The organism is Streptomyces sp. WY228 (assembly GCF_019287315.1).
In the GTDB taxonomy this organism is placed as follows: domain Bacteria; phylum Actinomycetota; class Actinomycetes; order Streptomycetales; family Streptomycetaceae; genus Streptomyces; species Streptomyces caviscabies.
In genome coordinates, this window is record NZ_CP079114.1 from 755012 (window position 1) to 770921 (window position 15910).

The 15910-nt window shown below is 72.9% G+C and carries 10 protein-coding genes; 5 read left to right on the plus strand and 5 right to left on the minus strand.

Annotated features, from left to right (window positions below; translation table 11 throughout):
- Window positions 1–135: 135 nt before the first annotated feature.
- From KV381_RS03230 to KV381_RS03250, 5 genes are read left to right on the plus strand one after another with little or no spacing between them, the layout of a single operon-like run.
- Complete coding sequence (locus KV381_RS03230; RefSeq protein ID WP_218784423.1) at window positions 136–3642, plus strand: amino acid adenylation domain-containing protein; 3507 nt, start codon at window positions 136–138, stop codon at window positions 3640–3642.
- On the plus strand, window positions 3639–7673 hold the full coding sequence (locus KV381_RS03235) for a non-ribosomal peptide synthetase (RefSeq protein WP_218784425.1): 4035 nt from the start codon (window positions 3639–3641) through the stop codon (window positions 7671–7673). The genes KV381_RS03230 and KV381_RS03235 overlap by 4 nt, the downstream gene beginning before the upstream one ends.
- Window positions 7670–9388, plus strand: a complete 1719-nt coding sequence (locus KV381_RS03240) for a condensation domain-containing protein (RefSeq protein WP_181009646.1) — start codon at window positions 7670–7672, stop codon at window positions 9386–9388. The genes KV381_RS03235 and KV381_RS03240 overlap by 4 nt, the downstream gene beginning before the upstream one ends.
- On the plus strand, window positions 9385–10185 hold the full coding sequence (locus tag KV381_RS03245; RefSeq protein ID WP_050495616.1) for a thioesterase II family protein: 801 nt from the start codon (window positions 9385–9387) through the stop codon (window positions 10183–10185). Before KV381_RS03240 ends, KV381_RS03245 begins: the two co-directional genes overlap by 4 nt.
- A complete protein-coding gene (locus KV381_RS03250; protein WP_218784426.1) occupies window positions 10182–11405 on the plus strand; it encodes an SURF1 family cytochrome oxidase biogenesis protein in 1224 nt (407 codons plus the stop codon). Before KV381_RS03245 ends, KV381_RS03250 begins: the two co-directional genes overlap by 4 nt.
- Window positions 11406–11445: 40 nt before the next feature.
- On the opposite strand, the gene KV381_RS03255 is transcribed toward KV381_RS03250, so the two are convergent.
- From KV381_RS03255 to KV381_RS03275, 5 genes are all read right to left on the minus strand, one after another.
- Window positions 11446–12297: a M56 family metallopeptidase gene (locus KV381_RS03255; protein ID WP_030081520.1), complete on the minus strand. Its 852-nt coding sequence runs from the start codon at window positions 12295–12297 to the stop codon at window positions 11446–11448.
- Window positions 12294–12713 (minus strand): BlaI/MecI/CopY family transcriptional regulator, encoded by a 420-nt coding sequence (locus KV381_RS03260; RefSeq protein WP_193463667.1) that lies wholly within the window; start codon window positions 12711–12713, stop codon window positions 12294–12296. Before KV381_RS03260 ends, KV381_RS03255 begins: the two co-directional genes overlap by 4 nt.
- A 246-nt stretch (window positions 12714–12959) precedes the next feature.
- Window positions 12960–13769 (minus strand): hypothetical protein, encoded by an 810-nt coding sequence (locus KV381_RS03265; protein ID WP_050495614.1) that lies wholly within the window; start codon window positions 13767–13769, stop codon window positions 12960–12962.
- Entirely contained in the window at window positions 13766–14383 is a 618-nt protein-coding gene (locus tag KV381_RS03270) for an ABC transporter ATP-binding protein (protein WP_030081514.1), read from the minus strand. Before KV381_RS03270 ends, KV381_RS03265 begins: the two co-directional genes overlap by 4 nt.
- Window positions 14384–14494: 111 nt before the next feature.
- Window positions 14495–15904: a wax ester/triacylglycerol synthase family O-acyltransferase gene (locus KV381_RS03275; protein ID WP_218784427.1), complete on the minus strand. Its 1410-nt coding sequence runs from the start codon at window positions 15902–15904 to the stop codon at window positions 14495–14497.
- Between the last annotated feature and the right edge of the window lie 6 nt (window positions 15905–15910).

Sequence of the window (15910 nt, forward strand, 5' to 3'; positions counted from 1 at the left end):
CGATTCCCCGTCCGACCTTCGGGCACCCGCACAGCACCCGAAATTCCGGTTCCGTCTCCGTTCAGCGATCCCGGAGAAGACGCGATCCACCGCTCGGACAAAGAATTCGCAGTGGAATGGAATTCCATCGTCCAGATGTCCGGAGAGCGATGTCTCAGCTCGGTAGCGGTTCTTCTGACGGCCGCCGCCGAGGTGCTTCGCCTCTGGTCCAAACAGCCGGAATTCGCGCTGGCGCTGGACGCGCCGGCCACCGGGCCGGCCCACGAGCTGACCTTCGACGTACGCCCCGGGGACTCGTTCGCCGTACGTGCGGGCCGCCTCCACCGGCAGCTGGCCGAGCTGCCCGGGTCGCCCACGGAGGCCGACAGGTCCGCGGGGTCCACGGGGTCCACCGCGTCCACGGGGTCCGCCGATGCCTCGCCGGTGACCTGCCACGCCACCGAGCACGCCGGAGTCCTCACCCTCACCTGGGAGTTCCGCACGGCCGAACTGCCCGCCGGATTCCCCGCCGACGTCGTCTCCGTCTGCACCGAGCTGTTCGAGCGGCTGGCCCACGAGCCGGAGTCCTGGGACACCACGGACCGGCTCCCCCGCGTCCCGCGGTGGCAGATCGACGAGCGGACCGCCGCCAACAGCACCACCGCCGACCACCTCCCCGCCGCCACGCTCTGCGGCCTGGTCGAGGACCGGGCGGCCGCCACCCCCGACGCCGTCGCCGTGCTCGCCGACGACGGACAGCTCACCTACCGCGAGACCGTCGGCCTCGCCCGGCAGCTCGCCCACCGGCTCCTCGCCCTCGGCGCGGTGCCCGGTCAGCTCGTCGGCGTGGTCGTCGACAAGGGCCGCACCCAGGTGCCCGCCGTCCTCGGTGTCACTCTGTCCCGGGCCGCGTATCTGCCGATCGACGCCTCCTGGCCGGCCGCCCGCCGCGCCCAGCTCGTCGACCAGGGCGGCGTCCGCGTCGTCGTCACCACCCCGCACCTCCGCGACACCCTCGCATGGCCCGACGGCATCCGTCTCGTCACGTTCGACGACCCGGAGGTGCGCGAGGCCCCGACCGGCCCGCCGGCCGTCACGCCGACGCCCGACGACCTCGCGTACGTGATCTTCACCTCGGGTTCGACCGGCCGGCCCAAGGGCGTGGTCATCGACCACCGGGGCGCCGCCAACACGGTGCAGGACATCAACCACCGGTTCGGTGTGGGCCCCGCCGACCGGGTGCTCGGGCTGTCCTCCCTCAGTTTCGACCTCTCCGTGTACGACGTCTTCGGCACGCTCGCCGCCGGGGCCGCGCTCGTGCTGCCCGCCGCCAACCGGGTCCACGACCCCGCGCACTGGTCGCAGTTGGTGGACCGGCACGGCGTCACCGTGTGGAACTCGGTGCCGGCCCTGTTGCGGCTCTGGCTCGACTCGTCGTCCGCGCCCGCCGAAGCGCCGTTGCGGCTGGCGATGCTCAGTGGCGACTGGATCCCCGTCTCCCTGCCCGACGCGCTGCGCACCCCGTACCCGGACGCCCGGGTCATCAGCCTGGGGGGCGCCACCGAGGCGTCCATCTGGTCGGTCCACCACCCGGTCGAGGACGTCCCGGCCTCCTGGCACCGCATCCCGTACGGCAAGCCGCTCGCCAACCAGACGCTGCACGTGCTGGACCACCGGATGGACCCGTGCCCCGTCGGGACCACCGGGGAGATCTGCATCGGCGGCATCGGCGTCGCCAAGGGCTACTGGGCCGACCCGGTCCGTACCGCCGAACGGTTCGTGGTCCACCCGGCCACCGGCGGGACGCTGTACCGCACCGGCGACCTGGGGCGCTATCTGGCGGGCGGGGACATCGAGTTCCTCGGCCGGGAGGACAGCCAGGTCAAGGTCAACGGCTACCGCATCGAGCTCGACGAGATCAGCGCCGTCCTGCGCCGCCAGTCCGGCGTGCGCGAGGCGCTGCTCACGGTCGACGCCAACCCGGCCACCGGCCGGGGCCAGCTCGTCGCCTATGTGGTGCCGGAGGACGACGGCCGCGCCGGTCCGGCCCCGGACAGTGCACCGGGCGGCGACGCCTGGCCGGCCGCCCTCGAAGCCGCCCACTCCGAACTGCACCGCGCCGCCACCGAACTCGCCCCGGCCGTGACCACGTTCCGCGCGCTGTGGAAGAGCCTCGAAGACCTCGCACCGGCCGTGATGGCCCGCACCTTCGCGCAGCTCGGCTGCTTCACCGAGCCGGGCGCGACGGCCACCGTCGACGAGGCCGTGGCCACCGGTGGCGTACGCCCCCTCTACCGCGGGCTGCTCGCCCAGTGGGCGGCGGTCCTCGCCCGGCAGGGTGTCCTGACCGCCACCGGGCGGCCCGGCGAGTACCGCGCCGACCGCGCCCTCGACGCCGCCGCGCTGGACAGCGAGATCGAGACCGTCCTGAGCGCCCTGGACGCCGAGGGCTCCGACGAGGTGCTGCTCGACTACTTCACCTCGTGCATCGAACGTCAACTCCCCCTGCTGCGCGGCACGGTCCGCCCGCTGCAGCTCCTGCTCCCGGACGGGGACTGGCGGGTCACCGAAGCGCTGTACGCGACCAATCCCGCGGCCCGGCTGCAGAACAGGATCGCCGCCCGGGCGGTACGCACCTTCGTGGACGCGGCTCCGGCCGAACGCACGGTCCGCATCCTGGAGGTGGGCGCGGGCACCGGCTCGACCGCCGACACGATCCTGCCCGCGCTGCCCGCCGACCGGGTCGCCTATCGCTTCACCGATCTGTCGACCGCCTTCACCGAGCAGGCGAGGAAGCGCTACCGGGACGCTCATCCCTTCGTCGACTACGGCCTGTTCGACATCGACAAGGACCCGGCCGGCCAGGGTCTCGCGCCCGGCAGCGTCGACGTCCTCGTCGCGGCCAATGTGCTGCACGACGCCAAGCACCTGGACCGAACCCTGGCACGGCTGCGGGAACTGCTGGCCCCCGGCGGACTGTTGGTGCAGATCGAGGGCACGGTCAACTCCCCCCTCAACATGATCAGTTTCGCCTTCCTGGAAGGCTTCGGGAACTACCAGGACCAGCGCGAGGCCACCCTCCTGTCGGTGCCCGAGTGGCAGGCGCACCTGGCCCGGGCCGGCTTCACCCGCTTCGCCCCGGTCCCCGAGGGCGAGCCCGCCGTCGACGCGCTGATCCAGCACGTGCTGCTCGCCGGTACGTCCGACGGATCCACGGCCGACGAGGGCCATGGCCCCCGGCCCCTCGACACCGCCGCCCTCGCCACCGCGCTGGGCCGGCTGCTGCCCGACTACATGGTGCCGCACCACTTCCTGCTCCTCGACGAGGTGCCGCTGAGCGCCAACGGCAAGGTCGACCGGTCGGCCCTGCCGTCCCCCTGGCGGGAGCAGGAGGAGCAGGACCCGACCCTGCCGCTGTCCGAGCTGGAGCAGCGGCTGCACGCGATCTGGTCCGACACGCTCGGCCACGGCGACTTCGGCACGGAGACGAACTTCTTCGACCTCGGCGGCGACTCCCTGCACGCGGTGCGCATCGCGGGCCGGTTCCGCACGGACCTCGGCATCGAGAAGGACGGCAGCGAGGCCATCGACATGCTCTTCGAAGCGCCGACGATCAAGGAGCTGGCGGTACTCCTCTCCCGTGAGGCGGGGGCGCGGGGATGAGCGCGTACGAGCCGTTCCCCCTGACCCCTCTCCAGGAGGGCTATCTGGTCGGCATGTCCCGCATGGTCGAGCTGGGCGGCTTCCATCCCAGCTATTACGCCGAGTTCGACCTGGTGGACCTCGACCTCGACCGGGCCCGGCAGGCCCTCGCCGTCCTGGTGCGCCGCCACGGCCATCTGCGCGTCGTCATAGACACGGACACCGGCAGCCAGCGCGTCCTTCCCGAGGCGGAGACCACCCGGCTGCCGTTCCGGACGACCGACCTGACCGCGCTGAGCGAGCAGGACCAGCAGGCCGCCCTGTTCGCCACCCGCGAGCGGATGTGCCGGGAGGGTGTGGACCCGTCCCGCTGGCCGCTGTTCGAGGTCGTTGTCCAGCGCGTGCGGGAGCGGCGGTTCCGGGCGCACATCGCCATGAGCCTGCTGCTCCTGGACGGGCGTGGCATCCGCCGCGTCGTGGACGAGTGGCGGACGTACTACCACGATCCCGCGGCCGGTCTTCCGGTCCCGGACACCACGTACCGGGACTGCCGCCTCGCCCTCCAGGCGTACGAGAGCACCCCGGCCTACCAGGAGCAGTGGCGGTACTGGGAGGAACGGCTCGACACGCTGCCCGAGGGGCCCCGGCTGCCGCTCGCGGTGCAGCCGTCGGCCATCGCGTCGGTGCGTTTCCGGCGTCGCACCCACCACCTCACCCAGGACCGTTGGCGGCGGCTGACCGCGACGTTCCGCGAGCACCGCATCCTGCCCACCACGGGGTTGCTGCACGTCTTCGCCGAAGTACTCGGCGCCTGGGCGGAGTCGCCGCGCTTCAGCCTGAACATGCTGCACCAGAACTGGGCGGCCTCCCGCCCCGACATGGCCGATGTCGTCGGGCAGTTCGGGGCGACGCTTCCGCTGGCCGTGGACCTCGGCGGCCCCGCCGGCTTCTGGGAACGCGCGGGGGCCCTCCAGCGGCAGGTCATGCGGGACCTGCGGAACGCGGACGTGGCCGGGGTACGGATCACCCGCGAGCTGACGGCCCGGCGCGGCTGGACCTCGCGCGCCGCGCTGCCCTACGTCTTCACCAGCATGCTCGGACCGGGTGCGGCGGCCGGTGCGGGCGCGGCCGGGGCTTCGGCCCCGGGCCGGCTCGCGTGCCGCGAGGTCCACAGCGATCTGCGCACCCCGCAGGTCCTGATCGACAACCAGCTGCACGACGGGGCCGCCGGCGGGGTCGACTGTGTGTGGGACGTCGTCGACGAAGCCTTCCCGGCGGGCCTCGCGGACCTGATGTTCGACGCGTACGCCGACATGCTCGACCTGCTCTCCGGCCCCGGAGCGGGCTCGCGGGCACCGGATCCGGTGCCCGCGGCGCACCGCTCGGTGATCGCGGCCCTCAACACCGCCGGGCCGCCGCCGGCGGAGCGTCTGGAGGACGGCTTCCTGCGCAGCGCCGCCCTCACGCCGGAGGCGGTCGCGGTCATGAGCCCGCACCGCACGCTCACGTACGGGGAGTTGGAGGTCGCCTCGCGGGCGGTGGCGAACCGGCTGCGCTCCGAGGGCATCGGCCGCGAGGACGTCGTCCCCGTCGTCATGGCCAAGGGCTGGGAGCAGGTGGTGGGGGTTCTCGGCGTGCTGCGGGCCGGTGCCGCGTACTGCCCGGTGGACGCGGGGCTCCCGGCCGAGCGGATCGCCGAGCTCCTGGACAGCTGCTCCGCCCGCGCGGTCCTGGTGCAGACGTACACCGCGCCCGGTGCCAAGGCCCTGGGCGACCGGCCGCTGCTGGCCGTGGACGAGGTGGGCACGGAGCCGGACGGTTCCCTTCCGACGGCGGCCGAACCGGCGGGCAGGCCCGAGGATCTCGCGTACATCATCTACACCTCGGGCTCCACGGGCCGGCCCAAGGGCGTCATGATCGAGCACCGGGCGGCGGTCAACACGCTGCTCGACGTCAACGAGCGCGTGACCCTCGCCCCCTCGGACCGGGTCTTCGGCATCTCGTCGCTGAGCTTCGACCTGTCGGTGTGGGACGTGTTCGGCACGCTCGCCGCCGGAGCGGCCCTGGTCCTGCCCGCGGCGACGTCCCGCCCCGACCCGGTGGGCTGGGCCGCTCGCGCGGCCGACTGCGGGGCCACGGTGTGGAACTCCGTGCCGGCGCTCGCCCAGATGCTGGCCGAGGCCACCGAGCCCGGTGTCGCACCGCCCGTCCGGGCCTTCCTGATGAGCGGCGACTGGATCCCCACCACCCTGCCGGACCTGCTGCGCTCGCGCTGGCCCGACGCCCGTCTGATCGCGATGGGCGGGGCGACCGAGGCGTCCGTCTGGTCCAACATCCACGAGATCGACGAGGTCGACCCGGCCTGGCCGAGCATCCCGTACGGTGTGCCGCTGCGGAACCAGACCATGCGGGTGCTCGACCACCGTCTCGGGCTCTGCCCGCCCTGGGCCGTGGGCCGTATCCACATCGGCGGCTCCGGACTGAGCAGGGGCTACTGGGCGGACGAGGAGCGGACCGCCGAACGGTACTTCCACCACCCGGACACCGGCGAGCGGCTCTACTGGACCGGCGACCTCGGCTGCTACCGGCCGGACGGCACCATCGAGTTCCTGGGCCGTGAGGACCGCCAGCTCAAGATCCAGGGGTTCCGGGTCGAACCGGGCGAGGTCGAGGCGGCCGCCCGTGAACACCCGGCGGTCCGCGAATGCGTGGTCGACGGCGCGCAGGCCCCCGGCGGGCAGCGGCGGCTGGTCGCCCTGGTCGTGCCGGACGACGGCGCGGTGCTCGACGACCGGACCGTCCTCGCCCATCTGCGGTCCCGGCTCCCCCACTACCTCGTCCCCGCTCAGGTGCACCTGCTCCCCCGGCTTCCGCTGACGCCCAACGGCAAGGTGGACGTGGCGAGCGCGCTCGCCGACATCGCCGCCCGGGAACGGATGCGGCCGGCCGTGCCGGAGGCGGCCGGGAGTGCCGACACCACCGGGCTCCTCGCCCGGCTGGGTGCGCTGTGGACCGAGTTGCTCGGGCTCCCGGCGGTCGGCCCCGACGACGACTTCTTCTCGCTCGGCGGCAATTCCCTCCTCGCCCTGCGCCTGGTCAACCGCGTCCAGGCCGATCTCGGAGTGGAGCTGCCGTTCGGCCAGGTCTTCGAGGCGCCGACCCTGCGGGCGCTCGCCGCGCGGATCGGGGAGCACGAACCCGGCCGAACGGCGACCTGCCGCGTAACCCTGTCATCCGGTGCCGAACAGCGGGCCAGCGAGCAGGAGTTGTTCCTCTTCCATCCGGTCGGCGGATCCGTCACCAGTTACACCGCGCTGGCCCGGCACTGGCCGGGCCCGGTCCACGCGTTCCAGAGCCGGGCCCTCGCCGAGGGGACGTCGACGGCAGGCGACCCGGACCTGGAGACGATGGCGGCGGCGTATCTGGCGGAGATCCGACAGCTGCGCCCGGAAGGCCCGTACGCCCTCGGCGGCTGGTCCATGGGCGGAGTCATCGCGTACGAGGTGGCGCGCCTGCTCACCGAACAGGGCCACCACGCTGCCCTGTTCATGATCGACAGCGATCTCACCGAGGACCGTACGGCGAGGTCCGAGGCCGACCGGCACACGGCGTTCCTCGGCGACCTGGCCGGCGGGCGGCTCCCCACCGACGCCCGCGAAGCGCTCCGGGCCGCCCCCGCCGGGCAGCTCATGGAGGCGGGCACCGCGGCAGCCGTCCGGCACGGCTGGCTGCCGGCCGAAACCGGCGTACAGCAGTACGCGTTGCTCATGCGGGTGCACGCCCACAACCTGGACGTACTGAACGCCTACCGGCCGGAGAAGTGCGAGGTGTCCGCCCTCCTCCTGGTCGCCGACCGGGTCGAGCGGCCGGACCCGGTGGCCGCTTGGCGGGACCTGTGCCCCGGTATCGAGGCGGAGGCCTGGCCGCACGATCACTACACGATCGTCGGGCCCGACGTACTCCCGGCGATCGCCGAACGGGCCGCCGCATGGCTCGGCACCCGTGTTCCGGCCGCTTCCGGCACCACCCAGGGACCTCAGGAGGGGAGATGACCCAGATGACCGGCATGTCCAAGGACGACGTGCGGCGCGCCGCGGCCGGAGTGCTCGGGGTGGACGCCGGATCGGTTCCGGACGGCGCCAACCTGATCAAGCACGGGATGGACTCGCTGCGGATGATGCGGCTGGCCGGCGGCTGGCGGCGCGCGGGCGCGTCCGTGACCTTCCGTCAACTGGCGGAACAGCCCACGGTGGACGCCTGGTTCGCGCTCCTCACCGCATCCGGTGCCGCGGCGGCACCGGTCGCGGCGGAAGCAAAGGACGAGACGACGGCGGAGGCGGGACCGGCCCGGAAACCTGCCCGGCCCGCCACCGAGGACTCCGAGGCTCCGTTCGCCCTCACTCCGGTGCAGCGGGCCTACTGGATCGGCCGCCGCCCGGAGATGCCCCTGGGCGGTGTCGGCTGCCACGCCTTCCTGGAGTTCGACGGCAGCGGAGTCGACCCGGTCCGGCTGGACCTGGCGGTACGCCGGGTCATCGCCCGGCACGGCATGCTCCGGGCGCGGTTCCTCGACGACGGCCGACAGCAGATCCTCGCCGAGAGCCCGTGGCCGGGACTGACCGTCCATGACGTCACCGACGCCGGCCCGGACAAGGCGGAGCAGCACCTCGCCGATGTGCGCGCCCGGCTCTCGCACCGCGTGTTCGACGTCGCGGCGGGCGAGGTGGTGGACGTGCAGCTGTCGCTGCTGCCCGGCTCCCGCACCCGTATCCACTTCGGCATCGACCTGCTGGTGGCGGACGTGGCCAGCATCGAACTCGTCCTGGCCGACCTCGTGACGGCCTATCGCGACCCGGCGGGCCTCGCGCCCGCCTCCGGGTACGGCTTTCCCCGCTATCTGGACGACTACCGCGACTGGTGCGGCGCCCCGGCCGAGGCGGGCAGCCCGCTCGCGGCCGCCCGGGCGTACTGGCGCGAGCGGATTCCCGCACTGCCGGCGTCGGGGCCCGCGCTGCCCCTGGCCACCCGGCCGGAGGACATCACCGCTCCGGTGTTCTCGCGGCGCGCCTTCACGCTGCCCACGGCGGCGTGGGAGCACATCGTCGGCCGGGCACGGGAGTTCGGCCTGACGCCGGCCGTGGTGCTCGCGACCGCGTACGCGGAGGTGCTCGGGGCCTGGAGCGAGGAGGACCGCTTCCTGCTCAACGTACCGCTGTTCGACCGGCAGCCGCTCGCCCCCGAAGTAGGCGGTCTGGTGGCCGACTTCACCAGTCTGATCCTGCTCAGCGTCGATGTGGGCCGGCCGGTCCCGTTCGCGGAGAGGGCGCTGGATCTTCAGCGCCAGCTCCACGACAACGCCTCGCACGCCCAGTACTCCACACTGAGCGTGCTCCAGGATCTGCGCAGGGCCCACGGCGGCAGGAGGACGGCCGCGCCCGTGGTGTTCGCGTGCAATCTCGGCTCCGCGTTCGTGCCGCCGGAGATGCGCGAGGAGCTCGGCGAGTGGAGCTGGATGATCTCCCAGACCCCGCAGGTCTGGCTGGACCACCAGGTCTACCGGACCGACGACGGCGTGGTCCTCGCCTGGGACGCGGTCGACGAGCTCTTCCCGGACGGGCTGATGGACACCATGCTCCGCGCGTACGAGGAGCTGCTGCTGCGTCTGGCGGACGACGCTCCGGCCGGGGGGCCGGGCACCACGGCAGCCGCCTCCGCCGGCTGGCTCCGGCCGGCCGCCGTGACCACCGGCCGGAAGGCGGGCGCATGAGCGCGCCCGGCGGGCCGGGCGGGCCCGAGCCGGACGGCGCCCGTTGGTTCCGCCGTTTCCGTACGACGGAGAGCGCCGCGTCCCGGCTGGTCTGTTTCCCGCACGCGGGCGGCTCCGCGAGCTTCTACTTCCCGTTCGCCCGGGCGCTCGCACCGGACATCGAGGTCCTCGCCGCTCAGTACCCCGGTCGTCAGGACCGCCACCGGGAGCCCGGCATCGACGATGTGGGCGTCCTCGCGGACGGGGCGGCCGCGGCTCTCCTGCCGCTCCTGGACGACCGGCCGACGGCCCTGTTCGGGCACAGCATGGGCGCCACGGTCGGCTACGAGGTGGCCCGCCGCCTGGAGCGGGCGGGGGCCCGCCCCGAGCTGCTGTTCGCGTCCGGCCGCCGGGCGCCCTGCCGGCACCGCCCCGAGTCCGTCCATCTCCAGGACGACGAGGGGCTGGCGAACCACATCCGGCGGCTCGGCGGCACCGACGGGGAACTGCTCTCGGACCCCGATCTCCTGCGGATGATCCTGCCCGGCGTGCGCGTCGACTACCGGGCGATAGAAACCTACCGACACCGGCCCGGCACCGAACTCGGCTGCTCCATAGCCGTGTTGACCGGTTCTGACGATCCCGTGGTGAGCATCGACGAAGCCGTCGACTGGAGTCGCCACACCACCCGCGGCCACACCCTCGACGTGTTCCCCGGCGGTCACTTCTTCCTCAACGATGTACGGGACGAAGTCGTCGCGCTGGTCGCCGACCGCATGGCCGACCGACTGAGCACCAAGGAAACCTCTCCCCCGTGAACCGCTCGCTGCGCACGCCCCGTTGGTGGGGCATCCACCTCTTCACCGTCCTGGCCGTACCGTTCTGCGTTCTGATGGGCCTGTGGCAGCTGGAGAGGTTCTCGGCACGAACCGAGGCCGACCGCGCGTACCAGGAGGCCCGTACCGACAGAACGGCCGTCCCGCTCACGGAGCTGCTGCCGGTCAGCACGGACACCGTGGGACGGCGGGCCACCGTGAGCGGCCGCTACGACCCCGAAGCGGAGTTCCAGGTCCCGGACCGCCGGGTGAACGGCCAGGACGCCTTCTACGTGCTGACCCTGTTCCGTACGGACGGCGGCCGGGCACTGCCCGTCGTACGCGGCTGGCTCCCCGCAGGAACCCCGAGCGCGTCCATCCGCCCCGCCCGGGGCCGCGGTGGCGGCAGGCGTCGCGGGCGGGGCGGCCTCCCCGAGGGCCGGATCGGTGTCATCAGCGCGGCCACCTTCGTCAGCCTCATGCCGGACGAACCGCGTCCGCCCCACGACGCCTGGATCACGGTCCAGGAGCCGACCGGCCCGTTGCGCGCGGTGCCACCGGTCGTCCCGGAGGGCGCGGGCCTCGATCTGAAGGCGTTCCAGAACCTCGGCTACACCGGGGAGTGGTTCGTGTTCGCGGGCTTCGTCGTGTTCATGTGGTTCCGGCTGCGCCGCCGGGAGCTGGAGCAGAGTCCCGAGGCCCGCACGCCCGGCCCCGTACCGGCACCACCGTCACCGACGCGGACTCCGGCCCCAACGCCGTCACCGACTCCGTCGCCATCACCGTCGCTGTCGCTGCCGCTGCCGCCGGATTCCGTGCCCGTGACGCTGTCCCGGCCGGTCGCCGGCTCCGGTCCCGGCGAGGACGCCCGCAAGGACCGGATCCTCACGGTCGTGGGCGGTGTCCTCGCCGCCGTGTTCGTCGGCTTCCTCGCCTGGAGCGGCACCGCGTACCTCACCGGCCAGAACTACAGCGGCGAACTGGTCACCTTCGACGTGGTCTCGCCCGAGGCCGTCGACGCACGGCTGTCGGTACGCAAGAGCACGGACGCCGTGATCGTGTGCACCCTGCGGGCGTTGTCGGAACAGGGCCGGGAAGTCAGCCGGGTGGATGTGCGGTTCCCCGACCGGGAGAAGGATGTGGACCGCCGGGTCAGGGTCCGTACGACCGACCGGGCCACCGCGCTCGAACTCGTCGGCTGCCAGGACGCGAAAGCGGGCTAGGGCCTGCCCCCTGCCCCTCTGCACCCTGCCTGCTGCGGCGTCAGCAGCTGACGCCGCAGCAGGTGAGGACGACGGACAGCAGCACACCGAAGGCCGTGCCCAGGGTGAGCAGCCCGCGGGCGACCGGCCGGTCCGCGCGGTCCCGGTCGTGCAGTATGTGCTGGATGCGCAGGACGACGGACGTTCCGCCGGCTCCGAACGCGACCCGGTCCGCCACCTCCGGCCGGGCCGACGCCATCGAGTAGAGAGCGGTGGCCAGCACTTCGTGCGTGCTGCTCCGCAAGGCTCGTCTGTCCGCGGCCATTTCCAGCAGCAACGGCACCTCGGCCCGGGCACGCCGGCTCAGCGGCAGCCCCGGGAAGATCCGTGAGAAGCCCTCGGCGGCGGCGCTCACCAGGTGGTGGCGGCCCCCGATGTGGGCCCGTTCGTGCTCCAGCGTCGCGGCCAGCTGTTCATCGGTGAGCAGGCTCATGGCGCCGGTGGTCACGACGATCTGAGGGGCCCGTCCGGGCAGGCAGTACACGGCGGGCTCGCCGTGCGCGAGCACGGTGACGCCCAGGCCGGGGTCCTTCCGCCCGACGAGGCGCAGGGTGTCCGCGTGCCGTGCCCGCCGGCGTCGCGCGCCGAGGAGTTCGACGCAGAACGCCACGACGGGCAGGGCGAACAGAACGGTCGCCACGGCGGCGGTGGAGGAGAGCATCTGGTCACGCGACAGCACCAGATGGGTGCCTTCCAGCGCCAGCGCGAAGACGAAGCCCACCGCAAGGGTCCCCCAGGCGGCGAGAGCCAGGCCGGGCGCCCTCCGCGCCCAGCGGGCCCGGACCAGCAGCCCGGGGCAGAGCAGGCCGGTACAGGCGGCCAGGAACAGCGGCGGGAGAAGGTGCGGGTTCACTCGCGCCGACCGTCCGTGGACACGGTTTTCCCGCCCGCCCCACGGTTCCGTTCCGGATGTCTGACCGCCTGCAGCGCGACGTCCAGTGCCTGAACGTCCTCCGTGGACATGTGCTCGACGAACCGCAGCAGCGCCGCCGACCGGTCCGGCGTACCGCCCAGCGCGTGCTCCATCAGGCTGGCGGTGTAGTCCTCGCGGCTCCGCACCGGTTCGTAGGCCCAGGCGCGCCCGACCTTGCCCCGCCTCAGCCAGCCCTTGCGGAACAGCACGTCCGCCACGGTGAGGACCGTGGTGTAGGCGAGCGACCTGCCCATGGTGGTGTTGATGTCGTCGACCAGCTCACGCACGGTGGCGGCCCGCTGCCACCGCCACAGCCGGTCCATGACCTCGGCCTCCAGCTCACCCAACCGCCGCACAAGCGCCTCCCTTTGTCCGACCACGCTCAGCGTACCGGCAGCCGGAGGAGGACAGGGGCGGGCCGGCGCGGCGGCACCGGCCGCCCGCCGTGCCGCTACCAGCCGGTCTTCACCGCGTTGCAGGCCGTGCGGCAGTCGGCGTTGATGGCCTCCGCCGCCGGCTTCTCCATGGAGTCGCGCCAGACGTTCGGGGCGTACGTCTTGAGCGTCCGCAGCGAGGACCTGGCGAACTTTCCGAGCGCGGCATCAGCGTCCGACGGCTACGGAACGATCACCGCCTTCCCAGGTCACGGGCGTGTCAAGGGCGTTGCGGGTACGGCGGCGGAAGACCAGGAATCCGGCCGTCGCGGCGCCGATGAGCCACAGGCACTGGATCACGATTCCCCGGACGGCCGACGCGTCGGAGAACGCGGCGGACATGCTGGCCTGCACGGCTCCGTACGTCGGCAGGTAGCGCACGACCGCACTGTCCGAGCCGGAGCTGGAGAGGGGGTTCTGCAGGGCGACGTCGAGGATGCTGATCATCAGGATGGCGAACATGCCCTCGACCTCGCGGCGGAGCACCGATCCGAGGACGACGCCGAGCGCGCCGTAGGTCAGAGCGGCGCAGAAGAGCGCGGCGGCGAGCAGGAGGGGCTGTCGCGGCGGCCAGGAGACCCCGACGGCGACCGTGGCGTACACCGCGACGGCGACGCAGACCAGCGTGAGCGCGGAGAGCTTGGCGAGGACGAGGTGATACCGGGGGTAGCCCGCCATCGCGAGGCGGCGGTCGAAGGCGCCTCCCGTGAACGTGGCCGCGAACATCATGAACCCGGCGATCAGGGTGACCGCGTTCAGCGCACCGGTGATCTGGGTGAGGTGGTTGCCCGGCGGGGACAGCACCTCACCGGTGGCCCGCAGCCGGAACGGGGCCGGCCGGTCGGGGATGGTCACATAGGCGAGGGCGATCCACACGGGGATGTACACGACCACCAGGAGCATCGCGAACCGGTTGCGGGCGTGCCCGATCAGCGCGTATTTGGACGCCGTGGTGAACAGCTGCCGATGCCGCCTCATACCGCCACCGCCTCCGTACGTCGTTCCTGGCGCTCCAGGCGCCCGTTCTCCAGCCGCCAGAGCAGGTCCAGCCGGTCGATGTCGTAGGCCAGGTGCGAGATGACCAGCACCGAGTGCCCGGCGTCGCGCAGCCTCTCCGCCAGCTCCCAGAAGCGCAGATACGTCTCCCAGTCGAACCCCTGGTAGGGCTCGTCGAGCAGGAGCACGTCCGGGTCGTGCATGAGCGCCAGGGTCAGGTTGAGCTTCTGCCGGGAGCCACCGCTGAGCAGGCCGGCCCGCTGGTCGAGGTACTCGGTGAAGGCCAGGGTCTCCATCACCTCCTCGGCCCGTCGCAGGTTCGCGAGACCGAACGCGCTCTTGAAGAGGTCGAGGTGCTGGCGGACGGTGAAGGAGTCGTCCAGGACCACGGACTGCGGGCAGTAGCCGAATCTGCCACTGTGCCGCACCGAGCCACGGTCCGGCCTCAGTTCACCGGCGAGGATCTTCAGCAGCGTGGTCTTGCCCGCGCCGTTCTCCCCGACGATCCCGGCGAGGGTGCCGGGCCGCAGCCGTAGGTCGATGCCCCGGAGAACGGCATGCTGCCGGTAGGAGTGGTGCACATCGGTGACGTCCATCGCGTTGCTCCGTCGTACCAGGTGTTGTCGTGCCGGGTGTTGTCGTGCCAGGTGTTCCTGTTGGCCCGCGGAGACCCGTCCGCGTCGGGTGGCGGGCGGCGCCCGCGCGGCTCAGGCCGGCGTCGTGCTCTCCGCCAGCTCGCCCACGGCCTGCTCCCACAGCAAGGGCAGCGACTCCCCCAGGGGCAGGGCGCGATCGGTGAGGAAGGACACCTCGGCCCAGTCGCCGAAGAACGACAGCCCCACCGCGAAGAGATGCCCCGGCACGAGCAGGGGCAGCAGGGCGGTGCCCGTCACCTGCGAGTCGCCCAGGCTCCCCTGGTCGGCGAGGGGCATGGAGGTGGCCATGACGTTGGTGACGCGCGGGGAGAGCATCCTGCGCAGGTACCACTCGGTGGGGGCGTCCGGCATGAAACGGACCAGGTCCTGAATGGCCTGCCGCCAGGTCTCGCCCCGCAGCTTCCGGGTCGTCGCCATGACGTGATCCAGCCGTCGCAGCGGCGCCTGAGTGTTCCGGGGGCCGTCCGGGTGTTCCTGGGCGGCGTGCACGGGCAGCTGGAACGGCAGGGCGAAGCAGCGGTTTCCCCAGGTCTGTTCCTCGTCCGCGCGGCGCGCGTCGACGGGCAGCACGGCCGTCACCCGGGGAAGCGGTACGCCGGCCCGCGCCGACCAGACCGACAACGCCCCTGCCAGGGCCGCCAGATGTACGTCGTGGGCCGAGCCGCCCCGGCCGGCGCCGATCCGGCGCAGGGTGTCCGACCGGACGCGACCGCGCCACAGCCGCCGTTCGCCGGAAGGAGTGAAGGCCGCGTACGGGCGGTGACCGCGTACGGCGAGCGAGCCGGCCAGGAACCTGGTGGCGAGACCGACGGCCGCGCCGACCCGCCGGGGCGCCCCGGAAAGCCGGCTCCGGCCCGGCACCGGGCGGGCGGACGGCCCGCCTCCGCTCAGCAGGGCCCGGAAGGTCATGGCGGCGGCCGCGCCGTCCTGGCAGGCGTGGTGGAAGCGGTAGCAGACGGCGTACCTGTCGGGTTCATGGCCGTGGACCAGCCAGATTCCCCAGTTGGCGCCGGGAGCGAACGGGGCGTTGAGCGCGGTGTCCAGGGCCGGGTCCCAGCCGGCGGGCCCGTCGGCGACCACCTCGTGCACATGCCGGTCGACGGCGAAGTCCCCGTCCGGCTGCCAGCGTGACCGCCGGCCGCCCGCCACCCGGCTCGTGAGCAGGGGCAGTTCGCCGAGCCGGAAGCCCACGTACGCGCGCAGGTCCGCCAGGGACGGCGGCGGTCCGCTGAGGTAGGCGATGCCACCGGCGTCCCAGCGGACGTCCGGCCGACGGCGCTCCAGGCTGAGGAACGCGCGGTCGACCGAGTGGGTGGGGTGGCGGGGCGGGGGAACGGACGCCTCGGACCGGGCGGACGGGACGGAGGGCGTGGGCGAAGTGGGCGGAGCCGACTGCGGGGTGGGCGAAGTGGGCGGGGTCGGCTGCGGGGCGGACGGGGTGCGCTGCTCGGAATCGGGCATGAGGCT